Source organism: Desulfocicer vacuolatum DSM 3385 (assembly GCF_900176365.1).
GTDB classification, from domain to species: domain Bacteria; phylum Desulfobacterota; class Desulfobacteria; order Desulfobacterales; family Desulfobacteraceae; genus Desulfocicer; species Desulfocicer vacuolatum.
In genome coordinates this window covers 97,349-124,241 of the sequence record NZ_FWXY01000017.1, presented here as the reverse complement: position 1 = coordinate 124,241, position 26,893 = coordinate 97,349, and the positions used below count along the sequence as shown (strand labels likewise).

Below are 26,893 nucleotides of genomic sequence, written 5' to 3'. Positions count from 1 at the left end.
GGGATGGATATTTCTTATAAAGGGATATGGGGCTATGCTCCTTTGATTGTCTCATTGAATAGAACCCGCGAACCCCTTTACATTGTCAATCGATCAGGAAATGCGCCATCTCACCTTGGATCAGCCCACTGGATTGATAAAAGCCTTGACCTTGTTTGCCCTGATTTTGAAAAAGTGATACTGCGCGGGGATACAGATTTTAGCCTGACCGGCAATTTTGACAGATGGGATGAAAGGTGCACCTTTATCTTTGGTATGGATGCCAAAAAGAATTTGATAAAAAAAGCCTGTGATATCTCAGAAACAGAATGGCAGTTGTTCAATAAACCTCAGCGGGTGATAAAGACTCAGGAACGTGAAAAACCGGAAAACATAAAGGCCCAGGTAGTAAAAAATAGAAAATTTAAAAATCTTCAGACCGAATGCGAATTTTTTGCTGAATTTGAGTATCAGCCGGGAAAATGCCAGAAATCATATCGAATGATCGCTATCAGAAAAATAATCAATGTCTCAAAAGGAGAGGAACAACTTTTTGATGATTGTCGATTTTTTTTCTATATCACCAATGACCAGGTCAAAAGTACGGAATCATTGATTCATCTTTATCGGGATCGGGCAAACCATGAAAACGACATTGAACAGTTGAAGAATGGAGTTCAAGCCCTGAAAGCGCCTTCAAACACACTGAATTCCAATTGGGCCTATATGGTCATAGCCGCCTTGGCATGGGATCTCAAAGCATGGTATGGAATGTTGATGCCTTACCGGGTTCTGGGGAATCAGATTATGAAAATGGAATTTAAGCGATTCATCCGTACCTTTATTAATATTCCATGTCTGATTATCAAAAAATCCAGAAAAATTGTCTATCGGATTGTCGGATATAATAATCAACTCAACCATGTTTTCAATTTTCTTTTCCTTTTGAAAAAATTTGAATTTTCATAATCAAGGGATAAACGGACAGCCATTTTAAACGGGTTGAAATGGTGAGTCATAACCCAATCATAGCAAAAGGAAGGCACCAAGTGATCATGACTAAAAATTGTAACACAAATATTTCTTAGGGAGAGTTGCGCTCTTTTTTTTCTTGTTTTTTTCAACTTCGTTTCAAAAGTATCTATATGGAATTATCGAAAATGTCCACGATCGAACCTTAATGAACACGCTTGTTTTAGGTTTAGGCCAGTTTAAACTATTTCAAACAAAACAATAGCAGGGCTGGGGTCACCTTAATTATTGCACTACAAATTTCAAACAAGTCAAATGCTGCGGACAAGCCGCAGATTTAGGTCGTTAGCACTATGGAGCTACTATGAAAAAATTAAAGTATAAAAGGGCATATGTTTCTATAAGTGGCGATTATTATCAAATAGGATTTGATGACGATCCGGCTGAGCCAGAAGATCCAACAGATGTAGATCAAGTGATGGATTCTCTCGGCCATTTTTTTCTGATTCAACACGATTTTGAATTTCCCAGTAGAAAATCCTACATCGAAAGCGATGACGAGAATTTAATTGGTCACTATATTGTAAACAGTGTTGTCATAGGTCGCAGTTCATTTACCGTAAAATATGGCCCGAATGATAAATATAAAGTCAACATTGAATATGATGAAACCACTGATGAGGAACACAAAGAACTAATAAATGCTTCTACAGAGATGTTTGTAAATGTAGAGGTGATCTAACACCGTGCTAACAAATCAATGGTTGTGAAAATTCCGGTTTTTAGAATGGAGTTTTATTGGAGCTGGGAAGAGCCAGACTAACAAGTAGGAGGAAATGGGGGGCACATCTTGATCCGGGAATAAGTACGTTAATCACTAATCAAGATGTGATCCCATTACTTGTTTGTTTACTGTATGCCTGGAGATAAAAAATAAAAAAGGAGAAAATTATGAAAAAAACAGTTGTTTATATGTTTTATATTGTTTGGATTCTGTTGTTTGCTGGATGTGCATCCCAGAATCATGTAAGCATAAAGCAGCTTGAAACGATCCCGGTTCTAAAGGCAAAGGTTAATGGGGTTGAGCTTGGTTACAGAATAGTAGGGAAAGGCAGCCCAATTCTTATGATTATCGGTTATGCCTGCACAATGGATGCGTGGGACTCGCAAATGATCTCAGAACTATCAAAAAAACACCGGGTGATCATGTTTGATAATCGTGGCGCAGGGTATTCAACTATCAATAAATCGAAACTGACCATTTCTCAGATGATGTTAGATGCAGTGCAGTTACTTGACGTCCTGACAATTGAAAAAACGGATGTGATGGGCTGGTCAATGGGGTCGATTATTGCGCAGGAAATGCTTCTGGCATATCCTGACAGGGTTGGTAAGGCCATTCTTTATTCAACATCTGTAGATGTAGAACCGGTTAAAAAAGCCTTGGATTCGATGGCAGCATTGGGAAAAGAAGAATTTAGAAGCAGACTGTTTCCCAATGAGTGGAAGACTCTCAATCCGGAAATTTACTCAAGACTGCCTGGGAATGCAAATGTTTCAGCAGAGGTTGTCAGACGTCAGTACAAGGCCATCGTCAACTGGAAGAGTACCAGGACAAAGCTTAAGGATATAGACAATAGTGTGCTTATTCTGTCCGGGGAAGATGATCGGGTTACCCCCCTGGACCAGAGCCTTGCTGCTTCAAGTCTTATTCCCGGTGCATGGCTTGTACGATTTAAGGCAGCGGATCATTGGATGATGTACCAGGCCCCAACGGAAATTGCGAAAACAGTGGATTTTTTTCTGAGTACAGAACAGGATCTCTTGCTGGTGAAATAATCCAAGATTGATGCCGCGTAAAAGTCCCCCTGTGGTTGGCATTTTCCTTTTCATATGAAAAGGCTATTTCGTTCAAGTTATTTCATCTGCGGTCCTTAGTCGAATTATTAAAAGACTTGGAAATATCAAAAATAGTGTTGCATGTTGCGCAATACGCTGTATAATTATCTCATGATAAAAACATTTAAACACAAAGGACTCAAAAAGTTTTTTGAAACCGGAAAACTGTCAGGCATTCAACCCGGGCACAAACAAAAGCTCAGAATTCGGTTAATCGCACTTGATACTGCAACCAACATCGAAGATATGAATACTCCGGGTTGGCGGCTTCACAGTTTAAAGAGTGATCGTCAAGGATTGTGGGCGATTGATGTAAACAAAAACCGGCGTATCGTTTTTGAGTTTAAAGATGGTAACGCCTATATTGTAGATTATGAGGATTATCACTAATGGCTATGTATAACCCTCCCCATCCTGGGGAATTCATCAAAGAAGTTTACCTGGAGCCCTTAAATGTAACACCCCGCAGTGTGGCATTACAGCTTAAGGTTTCGCCTTCAACTTTTTCAAGGCTTATTAAAGGACAAAGTGCAATCAGTCCAGGAATGGCTTTACGCCTATCAAAATGTTTGGGCCGCAGCCCTGAAAGTTGGCTGCATATGCAGGACAGCTATGATCTTTGGCAAGCCAAGCAAAATATTGATCTTTCTGAAGTAGAACCACTATTAATTCCAGCTTAATTAATTTATCTAAAAACACACAGAACCAGGAGTTTCACTATATTGCAGGCGTCTCAGCAGCTTTAAAAAAATTTGATTATAACGGATTTGGGGGACCCGTTCCCAAACCTCCCAAAGAAGCTGAAATCAAAAGATTTTGCAGCCAGTTCTCATGGTATTGGAATCTGTATGGTGGCACTTTGAGAATTGTTGTTCTTACTCAGAGCCTGATAATTTTTAAACAGGCTCTTAATGAAATTATCAAAGGTCGTAGGTCCGTAACACCTGATACTGCATTGAGGCTATCTCAAGTTTTAGAAATGTCAGCAGATTTCTGGCTTGGTTTGCAGCAGGATTGGGACTTGTGGCATGCAATGAATAGTCCAAAAGCTGTCGAGATTATGCAGTTGCAATCAATTTCAATGGGTGTGGAAAATTTAGCATAACATTTCGGTCAACCTGACTGCGTGAACGGGAGTCGTCTTCCGCGCAGGCTGTCGGCGCGGCAGGTTACTTCGGCGTTATGCATACAAACCCGAAAGGATACGAAAGTGGATGAATTTAAATTACTTATAGATTTACATAAGGGCGCTAACCGGCAAGGTCCCGGAGGCGATGCAGAGACTGAGAAAGCGATTAATGTCGCCGGTATAGATAGAGATGCACCGTTAAAAATTGCCGATATTGGCTGTGGCACGGGTGCATCTACGCTGACGTTGGCTCGTTCTCTTAATGCAAAGATTACGGCTGTGGACTTCCTTCAGGACTTTATAGATGTTCTGACTGAACGGGCACAGGATGAGGGTGTAGCGGACAAAATCGTTCCTCTTTGCACATCAATGGAAAAACTCCCATTTGAGAAAGAGGCGTTCGATATTATCTGGTCTGAAGGTGCCATCTACAACATTGGCTTTAAAAAGGGTGTCGCAGATTGGAAGCACTACTTGAAACCAGGCGGGCTGCTTATTGCCTCAGAGATTACTTGGCTTACAAACTCTCGTCCTTTGGAGCTTCAAGATCATTGGAACAATGAATATTCAGAGATAGATACAGCATCAGTAAAGATCAAGGTGTTAGAAGAGTGTGGCTATACACCAATCGGATACTTTGTTTTGCCGGAATATTGCTGGCTCGACAATTATTATGAGCCAATGCGCAGGAGTTTTGATGCCTTTTTGAATCGAAATGGAAATAGCGAAGAGGCTCGCGCCATCGTTGAAGCAGAGCGCCACGAAATTGAACTTTATGAAAAATACAAAGCGTATTTCAGCTACGGTGTATATATCGCAAAAAATATTTAATTGGGTCGGGCCACGTCAATATGTTGATATTAAACCAATAATCTTAACTTTTTGGCAGTTTTTACCTCTTAAACGGTCATTTATACCCCCAAAATTGCTGGTTTAAGAACTGCTTAAAATCTCTAAAGGTTTTTAAAATGGCACGAGCAAAAAGACACTATTTACCAGGGCATGTCTGGCACATCACTCATAGATGTCATAAAAAAGAATTTCTTCTAAAATTTGCCAGGGACAGACGCCGATGGGTTGCCTGGTTGTTTGAGGCAAGAAAACGATATGGATTGAAGATTCTCAATTATATTGTGACATCAAATCATATTCATCTGCTTGTTGATGGTCGTGGGCGTCATGTCATACCTGAATCAATAAGGCTCATTGCCGGAAGGACGGCACAGGAATACAATCAGAGAAAGAAAAGAAATGGGGCCTTCTGGGAAGATCGGTATCATGCAACGGCTGTTCAACAGGACGACCATCTGATTAAATGTCTGACATATATTGATTTGAATATGGTCAGAGCCGGTATTGTAAAGCACCCTTCAGAGTGGGAGTTCAGCGGGTATAATGAAATTCAGAATCCGCGTCAGAGATACCGGATTATTGATTATGAGGCCCTGAAAAATTTATTCGGTTTTTCAGATTTAAATCACATGAAAGAATCTCATCAGAAATGGATTGATGAGGCTTTGAAAAATGACAGCCTAAAACGTGAAACCCATTGGACACAAAGCGTGGCTGTAGGTGGCAAAACATTCTTACAATCTGTCAAGGAGGATTTAAATCATAATGTTCAGGGCAGATCTGTTGCGTCTACAGAATCCGGGAGTTTCCAGCTTCGTGAGGCGCAGACCTCATATGGTTTAAAAATTTTTGAATACCCGAATACCTTTGTATGGTCATGAATGGGTTTTGTTTAAAACGGTATTTTTAAGGTCCAAAACACCGTTTTAAGAGTAGAATATAACCAAAAAAAAACGTATTTCGTTTTAAATTAGGCGGTTGCTGTGGCCCGACCCCAGACCCGTGCAGACCCCAGACCCGTGCAGACCCGCAGACCCGGCCATGTGGATAGAAAAAAAATTAGAATCGTTTATAAAATCGTAGAGCAAAAGGTTTTGATTAAAATAATTGCCAGTGGGAAGCGGGAAGAGATGGCTGCCTATCAAAACGCTTTTGATCGAATTGATGAATGAAAAAATTGAAACATTGGTGTATGGTGGCACTAAGACCGATAACCGCAAAAAGGAGTTTTTATGCTGGTTGAGAATTACCAACTTGAAATTGTCAATTCCGAATGCATGCCGGGGGCTATGGGTGTTCATTGTTTTGCCCATCTGGATCAGGACGTTGCCGGGGCCATTCCCTATGTGAATGCCGTACTGGGGGGATCTGTTTACATAAAATCCCCCCCGTCTGTGACCTTTAAAGCCCAGGGAAAACTGCTCACCATTCATCAAGACAGGATCAGCGTTAACGCCTTAAAAGACGAAGCTGAAGCCCGTAAAATTGTGGAATGGCTCATACGTGAAATCAATGATGCCTGGGAAAACAGAGAGAGCATTACACCCAGCTATGAGGCCATGCCCCAGCCAAAACTCATGGACATATTAAAGTTGCTGCCAAAAACCAATTGCAGGGAATGCAAAGAACCCACCTGTCTGGTGTTTGCCACCCGCTTGGCTGAAGGGGCCAAGGGGGTGGAAGACTGTCCGCCGCTGACACCCGAAAATCGAAAAAAACTTGAGCGTTATCTGGGTGGGTTCAATTTTAATTTTTAAGGGTGTGATTCTGATTTTTATCTGCGGGCGTATTTTATTCATCCCTCTGGAAAATTTTTGACAACACTGACCCATGACCTGTTTGATGAGCAGGTGGTTTTTGTACTGGTTTACCGCTACCGGAGTGTGTCAGCCCAGATGTTGGTTCGGATTCCAGGCAAAAAAGGAGAAAAAAATGAAAATAACAGCCAAAGATATAATGAGCACCCAATTTCATACCCTGACCTCGCACATGGGGGTTCATCAGGCAGTGAAGTTGTTTAAACAGGCCAGCCGGGCGGAGGGGCGGAAGGTTTTTGGCATGATGGTGATTGATGACTCCGGGGGGCTGGCCGGTATCCTCTCCATGTATGATATTCTCCTTTTTATGCGGCCCAAGCATATACATATCTGGGGTATGATAGACGATATTGACATTGTCGGCCTTGTTGAGCAGGCCTCTGAAAAGACAAAATCCGTTTTGGTGGGGGATATCATGACTCCGGATGTGATTACGGTGACCCCAGACACCCATAAATTGATGATCCTTGATATCATGATCAAAAAACATGTACGGCGTCTGCCCGTGGTGGACAATGGAAAAATTCAAGGGATTGTTTACATCTCAGACCTGTTTTATGATGTGCTGGATCGGTTCATGGATTAACCCCAATATTTAATTATGGGCCAAGGAGAGAATATGCCTGCCAAGGTAAAAAATATGCTCAGCGGGATTGTTGCCAAGATGGCCATGCGGCGACAGGTCAACCAGCTTCCCGGTGAAACGTCCATATCAGACAGCATTAATATTTTGATAAAATATAAAATCAATGGATTACTGGTCATTGATGACGGGGGAAAACCTGTGGGAGTGCTTTCCAAAACAGATATCATGGGCGCTTATTATGCAGGCCTTCCCATTGACCTGCCCCTGGCCGACATCATGAGCCAGCCCCCACTTTATTGTTACCCTGAAACCTTTCTGGAAGAGGCCCTGGAAACCATGAGGGACAAGGCCGTTTATCGTCTCTATGTGGTGGACCCCCAGTATCAAACTGTGGTGGGAGCCCTGGCTTATCCGGACATCGTGGGGCTGCTGTATCGGTATTGCCGTGATTGTGAATACAGTCATCACCAACAACGAAACCACAGGATAAAGGAGACCATGGAGCGCATTCAGGTCAAAGCCATTATGGCCCGTGGGGTCAAAAGTGTTCAGGTTGAGGACTCCCTTTCTCAAGTGATGGAGCAGTTATCCATGTATCGATTTGGCGCCATTCTGGTGCAGGGAAAGGACGAAGCGCCCGTTGGTGTGATTTCCAAAACAGATCTGGTGCTTGCCTATAAACACGGCATGGATCCCGGTGCCCCTGCCGCAGCCATCATGTCCTCTCCGGTCCAATGCTGTGGTGGCGGAGAGCTTCTTGAAGATGCCATTCGCAGAATGATTTTTTCCGATATCCATCGGCTGTTTGTCCATGGGGAATCGTCAGATTCTTTTGTGGGTGTTTTTTCACTTTCCGATGCTGCGCGGAGCCGTTCCGGTTCCTGCCATGCCTGTATCAGCAGCCGTATCAGAATGGATGCATAGTCGTCCGACCCCATAGTATATAGTATGTAGTAATAAAAAAAATCTTGACATAATCACAGGCTTATGGGATAGAACGAACATTCATTCTAATAAAAAAGGAGACCCCATGGAACCGGAAAAAGAAAAAAGCGCCCCCCGAAACAAGGATATTCGGTCCCTGACCCTGGATACGGCCTTGGACCTTTTTTCCATCCGTGGCTATTTTTCCACATCGGTACACCATATCCAGAAGCAGGCCGGGGTCAGCATCGGCTCCATATACCACCACTTCAAAAATAAGGAGGGCATTGCCAAGGCTCTGTACGATGATTTAGTGAAACAGATGGGGCAATCTATGACAAAGATCATGGCCTCCGAGGAAACCACCGAAAACCGTTTGAAGGCCGTATTCGCACACCTGTTTGAGTTGACAGAGACCTCACCGAACGTGATGCAGTATATTTTGTATGCCCGGCACCGGGAGTTCATGCCCGATGAAATTCCCATCTGCTCTTCCCGCCCCTTTGCAATCATCCGGGAGATGGTCCGGGAAGGAATAGAGAAGGGTGAGGTTAGACAAATGGATCTCACCGTGGCAAGCGCCTCTCTTATGGGCGGTGCCATACGATTGATCTATCTCAGGCTGGACGGTGTCCTGGAAAAACCGGTAACCTTCTATCTCGATGAAATCTGGGAGTGCTGCTGGAAAAGCGTCGCCCCTTAGAATGGTATGCTTTGCCAAGCTTTCATGTGAGATAAAACTGGGAATGATCGGGACAGAAGAATTTTGTCTCGTTTTTTTATGAAATAAAATAGAACGAACATTCGTTTTAGAAAATTACAACTCACGGAGAAAATCATGAAAAAAAGTGATATTATTATTATTGGAGGCGGTGCTGCGGGTATCGTTGCTATTAATACCATCCATGCCTTGAATTCCAACCTTTCACTCACCCTGATCAAGGATGAAGAGATGCTTGTCAATAGATGCTCCATCCCTTACGGAATTGGGGGAGAAAAGGAAATTGAAAACTATGTTGTCCCCAACAGCAGCATCACCAGTACCGGAGCCGATCTTGTCATCGGACGGGTGGAAGAAATAGACAAAGGAAAAAAAGAGGTGATTCTCCAGACAGGTGAGAGATACGGTTATAAACAGCTTCTGCTGGCAACCGGTTCTCGTCCCCTGCTTCCCCGGTTGCCCGGCATCCAATCGGAAAAGATCCTGGTAGTGCGCTCCCTTGGAGACTTGGAGCACCTCCGTGCTTCAGTCCGCGCCAGCCGTAAAGCATTGATTGTGGGCGGGGGGTATGTGGGAGTAGAACTGGCCACCGAACTTCAGCAGCTGGGATTGACAGTCTCCTTGGTGGAGATGCAGGAGAGAATCCTTTTGGCCACCACCGAGCCGGAGTTTATCGGCGACGTGGAGCAGATGCTTCACCGTAAAGGCATTCGGGTGGTGACCGGGCGTAGGGTGACGGCATTTGAAGATGATCCCCAGGAGATGGTCACCGCCAGGCTTGATGACGGGACGGTGATTGAAACCGATTTTGTGGTCATTTCTGCCGGGGTTGTGCCCAATATGGAACTTGCCCAGCGGGCGGGTATCGAAACCTCTCCCTTGGGAATCATCACCGACACCGCCCTTCGAACCAGCGACAAGGATATTTTTGCCGCCGGTGATTGTGCAGAAAAGCATGCCTTTGGCACAGGTCAGCCCATTCGGGGAGATTTTGGCACCAACGCGGTTTTCATGGGCAAGGTGGCTGGACAAAATCTTGCCGGGATGAAGACTTCCTTTATGGGGATCATCAACGCCAATGTTTCGTCGATCTACGATACCAGTTTCGGTTCGGCGGGTCTCACCGAGGCCGAAGCCCGGAAAGCGGGATTTGATGTGGCTGTGGGGCTGTCCGAAACCCTCGATAGATACCCCATGATTGATGGTGCCGCTCCGTTTCGAACCAAGTTGATCTTTGATCGCACCAGCCGTGTTCTCATCGGGGGAAGCGTCATAAAACAAGGTAAGGGCGTGGCACCGCACATCGATCTGATTTCCCTTGCCATCCAGAAAAAAACCACTCTTGAGGAATTTCTTTGCCACCAATACGCTACCCATCCTCACTTGGCGGTGGTTCCTACGGAAAATAGCTGTCTGACGGCTGCCATGAACGTGAAATGAGGTGTGGGCCACGACAACATACTGATATTAAAATAATAAGTTTGAAATTTGGCAGTTTTTACCTCTTAAACGGTTATTTCTATCCCCAAAATTGCTGCTTTTGGTGGCACACTGGACCATGATAGCCTGAGATCAGTGTGAGGTAATCGAAGCGTTTTCCCCTACAGAAAATTGTTCAAAATTTGGTTTTGTGGTTAGCCTGGCAATAGCAATGCCTACCAGTAGTAATGTACCTGAAAGATAAAAGGCATAATTGAGGTTTCCCGTATAATCCTTGATTATACCTGCAAGTTGGGGAATGAACATTCCCACACCCCAGCCCAGGAACACAATACCGTAATTAAAGCCAAGGTTTTTTGAGCCGAAAAAATCGGCTGTAAATGCAGGCAGAAGCGAAAGACCACCGCCATACTGCCAGAAGGCGATGCCAACGGCAAGAAAGAGTAGAAATACGTTCTGGGTTTTGATGATGAACGGAAGCAAAAAGAGGCACAGGGCGGATACCCCCATATTGATGCAATAGGCATTGAGACGTCCGATTTTGTCGGAGTATAAACCGGTGGCTATACGTCCGCTGGCATTGATAAGTCCGCCATAGGCAACAAGAATCCAGGCGTTTGCGGCAAAAAACGGGATGTCCTTGCCAACGGTTTTTAAGAGGCCGTTGGCATTACTGATGATCAAAAGCCCTGACTGGGTGGAAAGCATGAACATAAATATCAGGGAGTAGAGCTGCCAGCACCTAAGGGTCTGTGCCGGGGCCCACTCCTTTGAAGTGATGGCCGTCTTTTGTTCTGGAGAAGCGTGGGCCTTTCCAGGTGCTTTGTATCCACTGGGCGGATTGACCAGAAGCTGTCCTGCGATACACACGATTACTGCAAACCAGATCCCCAGTCCTACAAAACTGCCCGTAATCCCGTAATTATTCATTAAATATTGACCAAAGGGGGCGATATAAAGGGCTGCTCCCCCATACCCGGATACAACAAGGCCTGCAATGAGTCCTCGTTTATGGGGACCAAACCATTTCATGGCGGCCGGGGTCGGGGCAGCATATCCGATACCCATACCAATACCTCCCAGGAAGCCAAAACCAATCACAAGCCCGGTAAAGCTTTTCATGAGTCCTGCAAGGATACAGCCTGCCGCCAGAAACAATCCACCCAGAATTGCACCTGTCTTGGGACCGAACCGGTCCTGGATTCTGCCGCCTGGAATCATGAGAAGAGCAAAGACGATGACACAGATTGAAAACGGAATGGCGGCCTGAGTGTTGGTGATGTACTCCCAACCTGAATTGGGGCCAGTCATGGACTGCCCTGCACGTTCGGTATCAATCAGGGCGGAGGACCAGATGCTCCAGGCATAAAGTATTCCCAGGCAAAGGTTGATGGCGGTTCCTGCAAAAACGGTAATCCATGCATTTAAAGGTTCTTTTGTTCCAATCGAAGACATGGTTTTCTCCTTTTTTTATTTTTTTGATAAAAAAATCCATATACAGAGTGCCATCTATATAATACAAGAATTAAGGAGAACATGTGGTTAAGAGTTTGAAAAGGAGACGTTAAGAACTGTTAATTTTTTGTGACATCTCTTTACACTTCTTTACATTTGGGGTGGATTAGATGGCCCTGAGTGGTAATGGTTCAGGTATCGGTCTGTGATGGGGCTGGAAGGGAAGATATGTTTTAACGGTCAATCCTCCCCCGGCACGATTTGAAGCAAGGATGAATCCGTTGTGCATTTTCACGGCCCTGTCCGAGATAGCAAGCCCAAGTCCGGTTCCACCGCTCTTTCTGTCCCGGGCATTCTCCACCCTGTAAAACGGATGGAATATTTTTTCAAGAGAATTCTCAGGCACTCCGTCACCATGGTCTGACACCATTACCACCACATAGGATTGACCTTCTTTTTTTTCCGTAAGGATCGAGATATCGATGGGCAGTTCGGTTTTTGAGTAGAGGACGGCATTACGAATGATATTGTCAAAGGTGCGCTTGAGAAGATCTATATTGCCGTGGTAGACGATTTCCCGGGCATGGATAACGGCAACCGGCGAATTTTGAGACTGGGTTTCAAAATCTGCATCCACCACAATACGCTTCAGCAACGCTTTGAGGTTTATCGGCTCAATTTTCATTGTCTCAATGTCCTGCTTAAATCCTGCCACCACCAAAATCTGGTCAATCAGGGCGTTTAGGCGTTCCGCCTCAAGGCGGATTCTGTCTAAAAACAATCCGTTGTTGGTGCCCGCCCTCCGGCATTCCAGCTCCAGGGCTACTCCGAGACGGGTCAAAGGAGATCTGAGTTCATGGGAGATATCCCTGAGTACCTGGGTTTGAATGGTTTTGAGACGATCAATTTTTTCGGCCATATTGTCAAAATCCCTGGCCAGATCAACCAGTTCATCCCTTCGTCCGTGGAACTGATTTCCAATTCTGACAGAAAAATCACCCCTGGCAATTCGAAGAGTGGCCTGCTGTATTTTTTTGATGGGGGATACCAGGTGACGGGTCAAAAAAAAACTGATAACGCCTCCGGCAAAAAGGATGATAAAAAGGCGCAGGAAAAAATTTTTACTGAGAATATCTGAATGGATAAAGATACCCGGTTCAAAGATCACAACATAGCGATTCCCCTCGGTTCCAGAGATCCGTCTTGCCATCACCGGCTTCCAGAAATAGATGATATTGATGAACTCACCCTCAGCAAGTGCAGCCTTGATGATAGGGCTTACCGTGTCAAGGGATGTGTTGCCGCCTAATTTTTCACCCTCTTCATTATAAAGGGAAATTTGAACTTCGTTTTCTTTTTCACTATCCCTTAGCATTGCATCAAGGGCCGATTTTCTCTGGGCCTCGTAGTGCTCAACCGCCACCTGGCCAAACAGATAAAGTGCCTTGCTCGACACCCCGGTCAACACCGAGTTTTTTGAGTCGGTATTCAAAAGGATGATCACTGTTGAGGTGACAATGGTGGCAAAAAAGATGGAAAAACAATACCAGATAAAAAACAATTTTAGAAAAAGTTTGTTCATATTTTTTGACTATGCATTAGGTTGCCACATAAAGATACCCCGTGCTTCGTATGGTTTTTATCCGCTCATGGGCACCTGTGACATGGCCGATCTTTTTACGCAGGTTGCTGATATGAACATCAATGCTCCTGTCAAAGGGAGAATAATCTCGGTCGAGAACGGATTTCACCAGTTTCTCTTTCATCACCACCCTGCCTGCCTGCTCCATGAGTATCCCGAGAAGATCAAATTCAACTGAGGTCAGGGGCATGGGCTCACCGCATTTAAAGGCAATCCGGGTGGCTCTGTTAAGTGTTATGTCGCCGATTTCAATGGATGGGGGGGGATTTTGAACCTCCAGCTTTTTTTCTCGGTTAACCCTGCGCAGCACCGCCCTGACCCGGGCAACCAGCTCCCGGGGATTGAAGGGTTTGGGCAGATAATCGTCCGCCCCCATTTCAAGGCCCACAATCCGGTCCACTTCATCGCCCCGGGCGGTGAGCATGATCACGGGAATGGCTGAATGTCTACGAATATGGCTTAGAATTTCAAATCCGTTGCTTTTTGGCAGCATGATATCAAGAATAACGATGTCATGTTTTCCGGAAAGAGCCTGCTGCATTCCCTTTTCTCCGTCTTGCCGGAATGTCACCTTAAATCCTTCGGGGGTGAGATAGGCTTCAAGGAGTTCACAAAGTTCGCTGTCATCGTCAATGATGAGCATGGTCGGCATGGTTGCAACTTTCCTTCCGATTTTCATATAACCGCCACGGGCGGACCGTATTTTGATCCGGCTCTGCCCACAACAAAGTTTGTACGACTGCTTTCGCGGAAAACGTCTTCCTCCCATGCGGTCGGTTTGAGTGATATAGTATGCCCGGCATGGGCGTGAACTTATGGGGTGCCGTGAATCCTATTAACAGAGTCATAGTTAACACAAGTATTAGCCGAACACAAGGGAGGAACCGTGAGGAATCATCTGAAGGAAGTTGGAGTGCAAAACTATGAGCGGACGAACAGCAACAGCATATAGAAGTTGCTCTGTTTTTGTTACTATTTCAGGTTGTCCATCAAGTAGAAACAAAACATCCCCTACTGTAATCTCTACAGAAGGGGATATTGAATTGATGAATCAAAAAATATCGGTTCTCTGATATCTTATTTTTTTTTGTGGCAGTCGTTACATGAAATGGGACCGTAGCTTTCCCCTTTGGATTTCAGGGCGCGATGACATTTAATGCAGGTTTTATTCATTACCTGTTTTCTTTTCAGTTTTTTTTCTGCCTTCATGGTTTTAATAACACCAAGCTCCATGGGAAATACATCGTGACACGCATTGCAATCCCCAAGGATCTCCTGATGAATCTTGTGGGGAAAGGGTACTTCGCCTTTGGAGCCTCCGTCAATGGCAAATTGCTCTGCACCATGGTTTACCATGGCAAGGGTTGCCACGGCAGAAAAGATCATGAGTCCTGTCACAACAATTGCCAGTTTGATTGCCTTCATATAACCTCCTTTAATTCACGTTGTTTTGATAAGATGTTTTTCACAGAAAATGGGTCATGCCTGGCTTATGGGCATTATTTTTAGTGGCTTATGCGTTTGTCTGGATAAATAACGCCCATAAGCCAGGTTTGACTCCATTTGACTTTACCAGTTTTTGGCCAGAACCTCAAAATATGCCGAGGGCTTTACACAGGCCGGGCATTTATCCGGTGCCTGTTTACCTGGATGAATATACCCACAGCTCAAACAACGCCATTTGATCTCTTCAGGACGATTAAAGACTCTTTGTTTTTCATACAAAATCTGTCATCACTTTTTGAAAATTATGTTGAAAAACTTGCTCTTTGGGTTATTGTTTTATACACTCATGCGAAAACAGTCAAATATAAATTGTAAATATATTGGCCCTTTTGTCTTACTTTCGCCTCCAGGAGTGAAATTTTTCCACCCAGGAAAGTAGTTTTTCCGGTTTATGTGCCCGTTTCCACGCCCCGGCAACGTATTTATTGGCCTCGGCCATGGTGGGGTAGATATGAATGGTGCCAAGGATCTTGTTTAATCCCAGCCCCGCCTTCATGGCCAGTACAAATTCTGCAATGATCTCTCCGGCATGGCTCCCCACCAGGGTTACCCCCAGGATTTTATCCTTTTCCGGCACGGTGAGGACTTTTACAAATCCCCGGGCCTCCCCATCGGCAATGGCCCGGTCCAGATCATCCAGGTTATAACGGGTCACCTCATACTCAATGTTTTTAGCCCTGGCATCAGTTTCATTTAGCCCCACCCGGGCCACCTCCGGGTGGGTAAAGGTGGCCCAGGGAATGGTGTTGTAGTCCACCCGGAACTTTTTAATTCCTCCAAACAGCGCATTCACCGATGCATACCAGGACTGATGGGCAGCCACATGGGTAAACTGGTAGGGGCCTGCCACATCCCCTGCACAAAATATGGTGGGGATGCTGGTTTCCATGAATTCTCCTGCATCAATGGTTCCCCGGGGGGTTAGGCGCACCCCCAGTTCTTCCAGACCAAACCCGGTTACATTGGGTTGCCGTCCCAGGGCCACCAGTATTTCATCAAAGGCGATTTTTACCTCTTCACCATTGTGGGTGCACACCAGATACCGGGTATCTGACTCCACCACCACCGCCTTTGCCCCATGGTGGGTAAATACCTCTATGCCCTGGGATTCAAACTGTGCTTTGATGAGATCGGACACTTCCGGGTCTTCCCGTTTCATGAGATGTGCCCCCCGTTGAACCAGGATCACCCGGGCCCCAAATCCGGCAAAGGCCTGGGCAAGCTCGCAGCCAATGGGCCCGCCTCCCAGGATCATGAGGCGTCGGGGCAGTTTTTCCATTTCCCAGATGGTATCAGAAGTGTAAAAAGGGATGCTATCAAGTCCGGGAAGATCCGGTATCATGGGACGGGCTCCGGTGGCCACCACAATATTGCGGGTGGTCAACACACGGTGGTTGACTTCCACCTCCCAGGGCGACTTTATCAAGGCTTTTCCCTGGATACATTCAACGCCAAGGTCAGTGTAACGATCCACAGAATCATGGGGGGCAATGGTTTTGATTACCTTCTGGACCCGTTCCATGACGGTTTTAAAGTTAAATTTAATATCTCCACGGTCAAATCCAAACTCCCCGGCTCGGTTCACCTGGGAGAGTATCCGGGCGCTGCGGATGAATGCTTTGCTGGGTACACATCCGGTGTTAAGACAATCTCCCCCCATTTTATGTTTTTCCACCAAAGCCACCTTTGCTTTGACAGCTGCGGCAATGTAAGAGGTCACAAGACCCGCTGATCCTGCTCCCAGGACCACCAGATTGTAGTCAAATTTACCGGGGCGCCTGTACTGGGACAGGGCTTTGTTACGACGTAGCACATCAACGGCTTTTTTCGCCACCAGGGAAAAAAGACCCAGCAGCATAAAAGCAAACAGGATGCCAGGGGAGACAATATCCTTGACAGAGTCAATGCGGGCCAGCTGGGTGCCGGCATTGACATACACCATGCAGCCGCCCAGCATGCCCACCAGGCTCACCCCGGCAAACACCCGGGTGGAAATGGCGGTGACCCCCATGACCAGATTGATGATGAAAAAGGGGAAAATGGGTACCAGACGCAGGGTTAAAAGGTAAAAGGCTCCTTCCTTTGCCAGGCCTCGGTTGATCTTTTTAAGTTTATCCTTGAATCGTCTCTGGATGTAATCCCTGAACAGAAATCGTGAAACCAGAAAGGCCAGGGTGGCTCCGATGGTGCTTGATATGACGGCAAGCAGGGTGCCTGTGAACAGACCAAAAAGGGCCCCGGCCGCCAGGGTCATGACGGCGGCACCGGGCAGAGACAGGGCTGCCATGGTAATGTAGGCTGCCATGTAAAGGCCCATGGTGAAAACGGCATGGGCGTCGTAAAATGCTTGAAAGCGTACCTGCCGGGCTTTTAAACTGCTTAGGGAAAAATAGTGATGGAGGTCCAGCATGAAAAAAAGACCCACTGCACACAGTACAGCGATGACCACCAGAGATTTCCCCTTTGAAAACACAGATTTGCTTTTTGTCACAATCAAACTCCTTCTGGCGCAAAAACGTTCAGGGACCCAGACCTTATTGATTTACCATTTAACTCGATGGTTGTTACTTCCCGTGAATGAGCCCCCGAATAAACGGTGGATTAAAAATTGCTGACTCCCTTAATTTAAGCATTGGACATCTATTCAATGGCCTGGAACAGTTTCATGAATTTTCGATCAATGTAGTCTTTAAGCTTAAATGCCAGACGGCCCTTTAAGAAAATACCGCGTTTTTTTAATACTCCCAGCCCGTCACCGAGGTTGAAAATCAGCAGATAGTCTCCACCGGGGGCAAACACCTTCAGGGGATTGCCGGTGAGGCATGCCATGATATTGTGCAGCAGTATGGGGTTTTCCCGAACGGCATATACCCCCACCTTATCCAGGGGGGCGTCCTGGAAATAGATACAGTCTCCTCCGCCAAAAATTTCAGGATACCGGGTGCTCTGGAGATATTTGTTCACCAGAAGTCCCCCGTCCGGTCCCGTGGGAAGGCCGGATTGTTCAAAAATGGTGGAGGGCTTCACCCCCAGGGCCATGAAAATAAAATCTGCAGAAAAAGTTTCCCCTGATTTCAAGGTGACTTTTTTGTCTTTTACCTGGGAGACATATCCAGATTCATTGAGGATAATGTCTCGTTTTTGAAGAATGGTCATGACCCCCTGTCTGACTTTTTCCGGGAATCGTCCCATGAATTTATTCCCGGCAAAGATGGTGATATCCGGGGTGTTAAAGCCTGATCCACGGGTCAATTGCCTTACATTGCCTGCAATTTCGGCAGATGACGGCCCGCCCCCCACAATGGCAATGGCAATTTTTTTCTGGCGGGTGAGTTCCTCTATCCGGGCCTGGGCCTCCATGAGTTTTTCAATGGGCTTCACCGGATAGACATCGTTGTCATCCCCCATGACACTTTCCTGGGGCACGTAACTTCCCGCATTAAAGGAGATAACATCATAAGACAGGCTCTTTCCCGATGCCAGAAAAAGGGTCCGGGTGTCTGGATCAATGCGGACGCCTTTGTCCTCTATAAAGATGGCTCCCTTTTTTTCCACCACATGCCTGGTGGCAAAACGAATTTCTTTGGGGGTGTAGGTTTTGCCCAGCATGCCGGGTCCCATGCCCGAATAGTAGTGGTGGGTGGAGGGCCCCACCACGATGACCTTAAAGCCTTTTTGTACAAAGTCTTCCAGGTGGGCCAGGGTTTCCATGTGGGCATGGCCTCCTCCCACCAGTATCAATGTTTTTTCCATGGTGTTCTTTCCTGTTTTTTTATTAGAAAATAAAACTTCCGAGCATCCTCAGCAGAGCCCCCCCGAGGGGTAATAGGAACCGGCCAATCGAGCTGTCTACAGTTCCGGGCCGGGCCCATTGCCCGTCGGGGGGCGGCATGCCACCATTTTCAATATTCGTTGTGTCCGACAGGACATGCCCGTTTATATGAAATACTTTGCAAATCAGGAGGGTATTTCAAGCTTTGTTGTGGGCAGACCGAGGTTAGAATGGTCGCCTGTGGCAGTTATATGCGATCCATTAATTTACCCAGTTCCTCAAGGTGGCTGCGCTCTTCCCGGGCAATCTGGGTGAGGATTTCCCGGCTTTTTTCATTGCCGACCTTTGCCGCTGTGCGCTGGTACATGTCCAGGGCCTGGGCCTCGATGGCCATGGCAATGGAAATGACATCCACGGGGGATTCCCAGTCCGGGTTGTATAGTTTTGCATATTCATCTGTGCTCATTCCCCCTTCAACGGCATTGACCACAATCTCATTTTCAAAGGCTTCCAGGGTGGGATTGGTGTCAGACAATTCAAGGTATTGCTGGAAAAGACGCTCCTGGTGTTTGACCTCAATTTCAGCAAGGAGGGAGAAAATTTCTTGAACCTGGGTGTTTTTGACCTTTTTTACCATGGACAGATAATATTCCCGCAGGCCCTGTTCCAGGGAGTAGGCCACCACCAGGGTCTCTTCCGGGGATTCACTGCCGTCAAAAAGTTCCACCCCCAGATCCTGGCTGCCCACGGCGGCATGACCTTTCCAGGCCTTGAATCCACCGGCCACATTGATGACATTCTCAAACCCCTTGCCGGCCATCATCTGCGCAGCAACACGGCTGCGTCCTCCGACAGCTCAGTACACCAGCTGGGTCTTTTGGGGGTCCAGTTCGTGGAGACGGTCCCCCAGTTCCGGCAGGGGAATCAGGGTGGCACCGGGGATGTGTCCCTGTTCGTACTCTGATGGTTGCCGTACATCCAGCACGGTGAATTCATCAACATCTCTTTGGTCCATAAAGGCTTTTGCTTCATTGGTGTCCAGGGATTTTGCCGGGGTCAGGAATTGTTTCCATTTCATGAAATCGTTCCTCCTTTTATACAATTTTTTTTAAAGGTTCGTCCGTGGCGGTCATACTGCCGGAAAGTGGGTAAATATTCGGCTTACTAAGGTAAATGTTGGGGCCGTACCCCATATTTGCCTGTTTGGGACTGCGTAGCATACTATTGCTGGGGGGGAGCAGGCTAAAACAGGTAAAGATGGGGTGCTGACCGACTATTTACGAAAGTGGTATGTCGAATTTTATCCAATCAATGGTTTCAATCTTGATTCCATTTCTGTTCTCGGGACCGCCCCCACAAGGGTGTCTTTGAGTTGGCCGTCTTTGAAAAGAAGCAGGGTGGGGATGCTTCTGATGTTGTATTTTGAGCCGGTTGCCGGATTTTCATCCATGTTTATTTTGATCATTTTTACCCGTCCGGCATAATCCCGGGCAAGACCATCGAGAATGGGACCCATGGATTTGCAGGGGCCACACCAGGGTGCCCAGCAATCCACCATCACGATCCCTTTGTGTGCAAGTACCGCTGTATCAAATTGGGCGTCGGTGATGTTCACTGGAAACCAGGGAATATTGGCAAGGGATGCCCGGCATTTTGCACACACCGGTTTTTGTTTGATTTTGTTTTTGGGAATTCTGTTCCGGGTACCGCAGCTTGTACATGCAATAATAATGGAATCGTTCGTCATGATAAGTACCTCCGTTTCAGCAAGAAAAAAGCGTTTCTTAACGGATAATAATGAATACAAGAAATATGCCGGATTCTGGGCATATGGAAAAATGATAACTGTTATTATGCCAGACCTCATTTATGGCCTGGCTGTGCACAGCAAATAAGACAACGGTGGCATGGTGACCGATAATTGTTCTGGGCGGAACAGGTGGTCTTTTACTGGACTTTATTCCCCATCCAACGTATGAAAAGAGGATCAAATTAAACTTAAAATAGATGGTAAGGCTAATTTTAAATATTTTCAACAATTATATGGAGAAATTTTCCATGGGAAAGAAATATGTTAAAATTATTTCATGGAACGTCAATGGATTAAGGGCCGTTTTAAAAAAAGCATTTCATGGGACAGTTGAAACCCTTGACCCTGATATCTTACTTTTGCAGGAGACCAAACTCCAGGCTCATCAGCGAACAAAGGAGATGCAACCGTTTATGGATTACCATGATTACTGGGCATATTCCACGGTGAAAAAGGGTTACAGCGGGGTGGCTGCATATACCCGGCCGCTTCCTGAAAGCGTTAAAACCGGCATGGGAATTCCCCGGTATGATACAGAAGGACGGATCCTGGAATTGGATTATGAAGATTTTATTTTATTCAATGTTTATTTCCCCAACGGCCAGATGAGTGACGAACGCCTTCAGTATAAAATGGATTTTTATGCTGATTTTTTTGCCCATGCCCAAAGCTTGCGGGACAGTGGAAAAAGCCTTATTATCACAGGAGATTTTAACATTGCCCACAATGAAATAGACTTGAAGAATCCTGGTCCCAACAGTAAACGATCGGGCTTTTTACCCAGTGAACGGAAATTGATAGATGATATCATCGCCCATGGATATGTGGATACCTTTCGGTTCCTGCATCCTGATGCCGTTGAATATTCCTGGTGGTCCTATCGGTTTAATGCCAGGAAAAATAATGCCGGGTGGCGCATTGATTATTTTTTTGTCACCCAGGATATTATTGATAAGGGGTGGTTGAAAACAGCATTCATTGGGGGGGATGTCCTGGGATCTGATCATTGTCCTGTGGGCATCACCCTGGAGATGTGAAAAAATCTAACCTGTTTTAAGTTTTTTTAAAACCAGTGGCGAAACTCTAATCTTCAATGGAGAATGATGACAATATTTTAAGGAGAAAAATTATTATGAGACAGCAATGTTTCCTGGTCAGTCTATTAGCGGTTTTAATTGGTTTGTTTGCAGGTGGAGTGGCCCAAAGCCGGGATACTTACATGAAAACCGATACCTCCCTTTATCCCTATGCGCCATCTCTTCTTCAATGGGAAAAAAGCAGTGCAGATTTTACCCCCCCGGAAACCTGTGCAGACTGTCATCCCGGAAAATTTGAAGAGTGGACCGGCTCCATGCATGCCTTGGCATTCAAAGATCCGGTGTACCAGGGGGAACTCAATCTTGCCGTAAAGGAGGCAGGGCATGCAATTGCCCGGCAGTGTGAGGGGTGTCACACACCGGCGGCTGTGGTAAAAGGTGAAATCAAAGGGGCCGGGCTTAAGGGTTTGAGTGATATGGCCCTGGCCGGTGTCTCATGTGATGTGTGTCACTCGATCAAGGGACACACCCATTGGCAGACCCCCTACCGCCAGCCGGAAAACGGTTCCTTGATTCTTTCCCCGGGAACGGATGGTCCAGAGGAGCCCCAATTAACCAAATATGGCCCCAATGCACCGGATGAATATTGTGGCGATGATTTTCATCAGTGTGTTGAATCTTCTTTGCATAAAAGTTCCGAGTTGTGCGCCTCTTGCCATCAGGTGTCCCACCATGAAACCCATACGCCCCTGGAAGAGACCTACCGGGAATGGAAAAACGGCCCCTATGCCACAGCCAATATCCATTGCCAAGATTGTCATATGGTGGAGACCCAGACTTTTAAACGTTCCGCCGATGAATTAAAAAAACCTGAGCCGGGTGAGTATCATCACTATTTTAACGGTGCCAATTTTCTTTTGTATTATTTAACGGAACTTGCGGCCAAAAGGGCCGGGGATGAGGAGCTGGCTGAAAATGTACACAGCAAATACACCATGGCCGTGGAGCGCCTCCAGGCAGCAGCGTCCCTGGAAATTACCCCGGTGTTCCGGCAGAAGAAACTGGCAGAAATAAAGGTAAGGGTGAAAAATATCCGGGCCGGGCATAATCTGACCACCTCTCTTACCAATATTCGTCAGATGTGGCTGGAGGTAACGGCAACGGATAACAAGGGAAATATTATCATGACCACCGGCAGTGTGGACAGCCATGGAAAACTTCCCAAAGATATTCGCATGTTTAATTCCCATACCCAGGATAAAAATCTTAAATTTACCCTTAAGCCCTGGGAAGCGGAAAGTTTTTCCAAAAACGATACCATCCCCCCCAAGGGGTACAAAGATGTCTATTATGGATTGTCCCGGGAGCCGGGGACATCGGTGACCGTGGAGGCCAGATTGAGGTACCGACAGGCAGACCAGAAAGTGGCGGAAAAGCTATTGGGAATGGTGCCCGGAGATATTCACCTGGAGGCGGTGTATGGAATCAAGGAGATTCCGGCCCTTCCCATCATTGACATGGCGTCAACGCGTGTGGTGATTCATAAATAACCGTCACGGGCAGACCGTATGCTGCCCTCGCTTCGCCACAACAAAACTTGAAATACACCCCTGATGTGCGGAGTGCTTCATATAAAAAAATATCCCCCGGATCTTGATTTCAAAATCCGGGGGATGGGTGATTGCCTGCCCGGTGAATTTTCCCCTGAGCCCAAATAATATATGCGGAAAAGGAGGTAACCCCATCTATTATACGGCCAATCACATGGCAGGCAAACTCAGGGTTAACAGTTTTTTTGCATGGGTTGCTTTTTTATGCCAGCCCACGGCGGTCAGCCATGTCCACAAGCACCCGTTCCCGGCCCTTGTCAATACCAAGTTCCTTTCTCTTTTTGTCAATATGGGCAATCATCTTGTGCGCCATTTCAATGGGATCTATGGCGTGATCCCATTTTCCAATGCCTTCGGATTCCAGCCCGTCAAAAAGATAATTGTGAAATTTGGTGTCTTCAATGGTGGGGAAAGTCACTCCAAACACGGTGTAAACCCCCGATGCCACAAAATACTGGCCAATGGCAATGGCTTTTTCACTCATATACTCCGGGGCCGCACCGGCCACGGGCAGATCTGCAATGCTGTTGCCCAGACCTCCCTGGGCCACCATGGCCGAGGCTGCGATGAGTATGCGGCTGTTGTCCACACAGGAGCCTAAGCCCAGCACCGGGGGCATGCCCACGGTTTCGCACACTTCCTGGAGTCCGGGACCGGCATAATGGGCCGCTTCCGGTACGGAAAAACCTGCCTTGGCAAGGGCAATTTGGGCACATCCGGTGAGCAGCACCAGCACATCATTTTTAATGAGTTCCTTTACCAGTTTTACGTGGGAATCATCCTGCTTTACCCGGGGATTGGTACATCCCACCACACCGGCCACGCCACGGATTCTTCCGTTGATGATGTTTTCGTTCAACGGCGCATATCCGCCGCGGAAGGCACCGCCGAGCATGTACTCAATGTATTCATGGGAAAAGCCCTGCACTCCGTCATTCACTGCTTTGGGAATTTCAATTTCATGACGTCTGTTCTTGAACCGTGTGATGGCCTTTATAACAATCTCATCGGTGCAGGCACTGGGGTTGTGCTCTTCAAACTCCACATGGGTGGCCCCCTCAATGTGGGCCCGGGTGTTGGTGGTAATCAATGGGGTATCATAGCATTGGGCCACGGCGGCCAGGCCCTGTTTGATGCATTGAATATCCACGGCCATTGCATCCACGGCCCCGGTGACCATAATGGCTTCCGTGGAGGAGAAATTACCGGCATGGGGAACTCCGTGCCGGGACATCATCTCTGCACCGGAACAGCACATCCCCACCAGGTTGATTCCCTTGGCACCTGCGGCCACTGCCGACTCCACCAGGGTTTTTTCATTCACAGATACCAGCATGGATTCAAACAAGTTGGGCTCATGGCCATGGATGATAATATTTACCATATCCTCCTTTAAAACGCCCATGTTCACACCCACGTTGATGGGGGACGGTGTGCCAAAAAGAATGTCTGAAATCTCAGTGGACACCATGGAACCTCCCCATCCATCGGACAGGGCCGTTCGGCTGGCCTGTTTGGTGATGTTTTTATAATGCTGATCCACGCCCATGTGGGTGCGGTGCATCATCTCCATGATTTCCCTCATGGCTCCCCTGGGGACAATCCCCAGCTTTCGCCATGTGTCCAGGGTTCCCTGGGGCACCCGCTTGGTAAAGGGGATCTCTCCATCCACCTGGGTATAAGTGCTTTCCAGTTGTTTGTATAGGTCCGTTGCGATCTCCTTTGGGGTTCTGCCTTCTGTTTCAATGTCCAGGGATTTTGCCACCCGCTCGAGTTTGAATTCATCCTTGATTTCATAATCCAGGACCTTGCCGTTGACCACATCCCTGAACAACTCCAGCATGGCCATGCCGTGGTCTGTGTGTGATGCGGCACCGGCGGCAACAGCCCTTGCAAAGTTCCGGGCCATGATGGTGTCAATGGTGGCACCGCATACCCCCGCTTTTTTATAGGGATCCCTGGGATTGAGCCTGCAGGGTCCCATAAAACAGTTCTTGCAGCACGCTGAATCTGCACCAATGGGGCATGCCTTCATGTCCGCCGCTCTGTCAAAATGAAGAATTACCCCGTCTTTTCTGGCCTTGGTGATCATCTGTGAAGTGGAATCACAGGCCGTGCAATCCTTGGGATCTAATTGGTTTTTTACCTCTTTTTTCGATTTTGCCATTTGGGCCTCCTGCTGTTTTACGGATTGTTGTTTGCTTTCTGGCGTTTTACTCACAATCACAAATCATTTGAGCGGAGTGGGTTACGATAAGTGAATGTTTTGTAAGTAGCAGAAGCACAATCGTCTCAATGAGATGATACAATCATGAATCACAAGAAACAGATTCTTGATTCTGGTCGTGGAATATAATTATTACCACTCATAATTAGGCTCCGGTCGTGTTCACAGTGATCCCCATCCTTTCAAGGAGGGACCCCCATGGGTAAATGGAAGTGTTGCTGTTCTGGTGATTCCACGGGATTATATTCTGAATGCCACAATGTGGCAATTATATTAAAGTTAATGCATTAATCCTGCCAAACAAGTCCCAGGTGAATAAAATTATGAAGGAGGATGGTGTGTAACTCAACTTTCGGTGTTCGCATTTCGTGGTGGGTTCAGGCTTTCGTCATTACATTATCGAGGCTTTTTTCGTTAGCAAAGGCCTTGGTCGATAACATCAATAACAAAAGCTTGACCCCGTCGGCACACTGAGCCCATCGGCACATTTAAAAATGCCAGCTTTGAAATGAAGCCCGAAAGTTGAGTGTGTAATTTGCAATGGTTCATTTGAAGGGCCACAAAATCGTGGTTTGGGCTTGCAAGAGTATTAAATTAAGATTATAGTATTTTAAAATTGTCAAAGGTATACTGAAGTTATTTTTTCACTGTTTCATAAAAGGGAGGCGCTATGACTACACCACAGCATTGTCCAGGGTTTGAACAGTTTAAAGACCTTAAATCATTCACATGTCAATGTCCTGAATGCGGTAAGGATAATGAAATATTTTCAGATGAGTTTGACAAAACCCATAAATGCACCAGCTGCGGTAAACCCATAGAATTTTCAAAGTGTACTGGAGCGAAATAAATTAAACCTGCCAAGTGTTAAATTAAGGAGAAATCATGACATTTAAATCTGTAGATGAGATCCTGGAGTATGCCATTGGAAAGGAAGAAGAGGCCGTGGCATTTTACACGGACCTCAGCAAAAAAGACACCTTTGCATCGGTGAAAGATACTTTTGTCAGTTTTGCCAAAGAAGAACAAAAACATGTTGAAATGCTCCAGGGGATCAGCGCAGACACGGCCAAGGTGGAGACCTATGAGCTGAAAAAAGTCCCTGACCTGAAAATCAGCGACTACCTGGTGGAGACAGAATACAAAGAAGGGATGTTCATGCAGGACATCCTGAGAATTGCCATGAAAAGAGAAGAAATGGCAGTAAAACTTTACCAGGATCTTTCTGAAAAAGCAGACAATGCCGAGTTCTGCAAACTGTTTGCCCTGCTGGCCCAGGAAGAATCAAAGCACAAGCTTGCCCTGGAGACCATGTACGACGATTTTCTTGCAGACAACGAAAACTGATTTGTCTCAGAAAAAAACAAAGCGCCGGAGATGATGTTATTATTCATCTATGTCCTCCGGCGTTTCCTCGTTGGGATTTAGACTGCTGTGTCTGCACTCGGTTTGTTTTCTGTGTGGACATAAAAGATGTTTAAAACACTGAAAGCCCAAATAAACCCCTGAAATAAC

27 protein-coding genes are annotated in these 26,893 nt (G+C 46.4%); 17 read left to right on the top strand and 10 right to left on the bottom strand.

What is annotated here, in order from left to right:
* From B9A32_RS15135 to B9A32_RS15070, 14 genes are all read left to right on the top strand, one after another.
* Positions 1–948: IS1380 family transposase (locus tag B9A32_RS15135; protein ID WP_139795848.1), on the top strand; the 948-nt coding region annotated here is incomplete at its 5' end.
* A gap of 367 nt (positions 949–1,315) precedes the next feature.
* Entirely contained in the window at positions 1,316–1,693 is a 378-nt protein-coding gene (locus B9A32_RS15130) for a hypothetical protein (RefSeq protein WP_084070349.1), read from the top strand.
* A gap of 209 nt (positions 1,694–1,902) precedes the next feature.
* A complete protein-coding gene (locus tag B9A32_RS15125) occupies positions 1,903–2,790 on the top strand; it encodes an alpha/beta fold hydrolase (protein ID WP_084070347.1) in 888 nt (295 codons plus the stop codon).
* Between the two features lie 141 nt (positions 2,791–2,931).
* Positions 2,932–3,240, top strand: coding sequence for a type II toxin-antitoxin system RelE/ParE family toxin (locus B9A32_RS15120; RefSeq protein ID WP_232367187.1), 309 nt, complete (start codon positions 2,932–2,934; stop codon positions 3,238–3,240).
* Positions 3,240–3,530, top strand: a complete 291-nt coding sequence (locus B9A32_RS15115; protein ID WP_084070344.1) for a HigA family addiction module antitoxin — start codon at positions 3,240–3,242, stop codon at positions 3,528–3,530. The genes B9A32_RS15120 and B9A32_RS15115 overlap by 1 nt, the downstream gene beginning before the upstream one ends.
* Before the next feature lie 179 nt (positions 3,531–3,709).
* Positions 3,710–3,955 carry a HigA family addiction module antitoxin gene (locus B9A32_RS15110; RefSeq protein WP_232367186.1) on the top strand — a complete coding sequence of 82 codons (246 nt, stop codon included), beginning with the start codon at positions 3,710–3,712 and terminating at the stop codon, positions 3,953–3,955.
* Between the two features lie 105 nt (positions 3,956–4,060).
* Positions 4,061–4,810, top strand: a complete 750-nt coding sequence (locus B9A32_RS15105; RefSeq protein WP_084070339.1) for a class I SAM-dependent methyltransferase — start codon at positions 4,061–4,063, stop codon at positions 4,808–4,810.
* 137 nt (positions 4,811–4,947) lie between these two features.
* Positions 4,948–5,712, top strand: coding sequence for a transposase (locus tag B9A32_RS15100; RefSeq protein ID WP_084070336.1), 765 nt, complete (start codon positions 4,948–4,950; stop codon positions 5,710–5,712).
* Between the two features lie 102 nt (positions 5,713–5,814).
* The gene (locus tag B9A32_RS15095; protein ID WP_084070333.1) at positions 5,815–6,003 is read left to right on the top strand and encodes a hypothetical protein; all 189 of its coding nucleotides are present in this window, start codon (positions 5,815–5,817) and stop codon (positions 6,001–6,003) included.
* Between the two features lie 60 nt (positions 6,004–6,063).
* Positions 6,064–6,588 (top strand): (Fe-S)-binding protein, encoded by a 525-nt coding sequence (locus B9A32_RS15090; protein WP_084070330.1) that lies wholly within the window; start codon positions 6,064–6,066, stop codon positions 6,586–6,588.
* Positions 6,589–6,763: 175 nt separating this feature from the next.
* Positions 6,764–7,234 (top strand): CBS domain-containing protein, encoded by a 471-nt coding sequence (locus tag B9A32_RS15085; RefSeq protein WP_084070327.1) that lies wholly within the window; start codon positions 6,764–6,766, stop codon positions 7,232–7,234.
* Positions 7,235–7,267: 33 nt separating this feature from the next.
* A complete protein-coding gene (locus B9A32_RS15080) occupies positions 7,268–8,158 on the top strand; it encodes a CBS domain-containing protein (RefSeq protein ID WP_170923855.1) in 891 nt (296 codons plus the stop codon).
* Between the two features lie 106 nt (positions 8,159–8,264).
* On the top strand, positions 8,265–8,861 hold the full coding sequence (locus tag B9A32_RS15075; RefSeq protein ID WP_084070322.1) for a TetR/AcrR family transcriptional regulator: 597 nt from the start codon (positions 8,265–8,267) through the stop codon (positions 8,859–8,861).
* 135 nt (positions 8,862–8,996) lie between these two features.
* Positions 8,997–10,319 carry an FAD-dependent oxidoreductase gene (locus B9A32_RS15070; protein ID WP_084070319.1) on the top strand — a complete coding sequence of 441 codons (1,323 nt, stop codon included), beginning with the start codon at positions 8,997–8,999 and terminating at the stop codon, positions 10,317–10,319.
* 132 nt (positions 10,320–10,451) lie between these two features.
* Here B9A32_RS15070 and B9A32_RS15065 read toward each other — a convergent pair whose 3' ends face one another.
* The 9 genes from B9A32_RS15065 to trxC all read right to left on the bottom strand — a co-directional run bounded on the left by B9A32_RS15065 (position 10,452) and on the right by trxC (position 20,441).
* Positions 10,452–11,774 carry an L-lactate MFS transporter gene (locus B9A32_RS15065; protein WP_084070316.1) on the bottom strand — a complete coding sequence of 441 codons (1,323 nt, stop codon included), beginning with the start codon at positions 11,772–11,774 and terminating at the stop codon, positions 10,452–10,454.
* 166 nt (positions 11,775–11,940) lie between these two features.
* Positions 11,941–13,356 (bottom strand): ATP-binding protein, encoded by a 1,416-nt coding sequence (locus B9A32_RS15060; RefSeq protein ID WP_084070314.1) that lies wholly within the window; start codon positions 13,354–13,356, stop codon positions 11,941–11,943.
* A gap of 16 nt (positions 13,357–13,372) precedes the next feature.
* The gene (locus B9A32_RS15055; protein WP_232367185.1) at positions 13,373–14,095 is read right to left on the bottom strand and encodes a response regulator transcription factor; all 723 of its coding nucleotides are present in this window, start codon (positions 14,093–14,095) and stop codon (positions 13,373–13,375) included.
* Positions 14,096–14,493: 398 nt separating this feature from the next.
* Positions 14,494–14,841, bottom strand: coding sequence for a cytochrome c3 family protein (locus tag B9A32_RS15050; RefSeq protein WP_139795847.1), 348 nt, complete (start codon positions 14,839–14,841; stop codon positions 14,494–14,496).
* Between the two features lie 144 nt (positions 14,842–14,985).
* Positions 14,986–15,087, bottom strand: a complete 102-nt coding sequence (locus tag B9A32_RS22475) for a rubredoxin-like domain-containing protein (protein ID WP_332308522.1) — start codon at positions 15,085–15,087, stop codon at positions 14,986–14,988.
* A 169-nt stretch (positions 15,088–15,256) separates the two neighbouring features.
* Positions 15,257–17,413 (bottom strand): FAD-dependent oxidoreductase, encoded by a 2,157-nt coding sequence (locus B9A32_RS15045; RefSeq protein WP_232367184.1) that lies wholly within the window; start codon positions 17,411–17,413, stop codon positions 15,257–15,259.
* 149 nt (positions 17,414–17,562) lie between these two features.
* Positions 17,563–18,675, bottom strand: a complete 1,113-nt coding sequence (locus B9A32_RS15040; RefSeq protein ID WP_084070303.1) for an NAD(P)/FAD-dependent oxidoreductase — start codon at positions 18,673–18,675, stop codon at positions 17,563–17,565.
* Positions 18,676–18,941: 266 nt separating this feature from the next.
* Entirely contained in the window at positions 18,942–19,772 is an 831-nt protein-coding gene (locus B9A32_RS15035) for a rhodanese-like domain-containing protein (RefSeq protein ID WP_084070300.1), read from the bottom strand.
* Between the two features lie 222 nt (positions 19,773–19,994).
* The gene (trxC, locus tag B9A32_RS15030; RefSeq protein WP_084070297.1) at positions 19,995–20,441 is read right to left on the bottom strand and encodes a thioredoxin TrxC; all 447 of its coding nucleotides are present in this window, start codon (positions 20,439–20,441) and stop codon (positions 19,995–19,997) included.
* A gap of 311 nt (positions 20,442–20,752) precedes the next feature.
* Between trxC and B9A32_RS15025 the strand changes: the two genes are divergently transcribed.
* Positions 20,753–21,541: an exodeoxyribonuclease III gene (locus B9A32_RS15025; protein ID WP_084070375.1), complete on the top strand. Its 789-nt coding sequence runs from the start codon at positions 20,753–20,755 to the stop codon at positions 21,539–21,541.
* A gap of 95 nt (positions 21,542–21,636) precedes the next feature.
* Positions 21,637–23,091, top strand: a complete 1,455-nt coding sequence (locus B9A32_RS15020; RefSeq protein ID WP_084070294.1) for a cytochrome c family protein — start codon at positions 21,637–21,639, stop codon at positions 23,089–23,091.
* A gap of 262 nt (positions 23,092–23,353) precedes the next feature.
* Here the strand turns inward: B9A32_RS15020 and cooS are convergent, their stop codons facing one another.
* Entirely contained in the window at positions 23,354–25,318 is a 1,965-nt protein-coding gene (cooS, locus tag B9A32_RS15015; protein ID WP_084070291.1) for an anaerobic carbon-monoxide dehydrogenase catalytic subunit, read from the bottom strand.
* A gap of 945 nt (positions 25,319–26,263) precedes the next feature.
* Between cooS and B9A32_RS15005 the strand changes: the two genes are divergently transcribed.
* Positions 26,264–26,725 carry a ferritin family protein gene (locus B9A32_RS15005; protein WP_084070285.1) on the top strand — a complete coding sequence of 154 codons (462 nt, stop codon included), beginning with the start codon at positions 26,264–26,266 and terminating at the stop codon, positions 26,723–26,725.
* Positions 26,726–26,893: the final 168 nt, after the last annotated feature.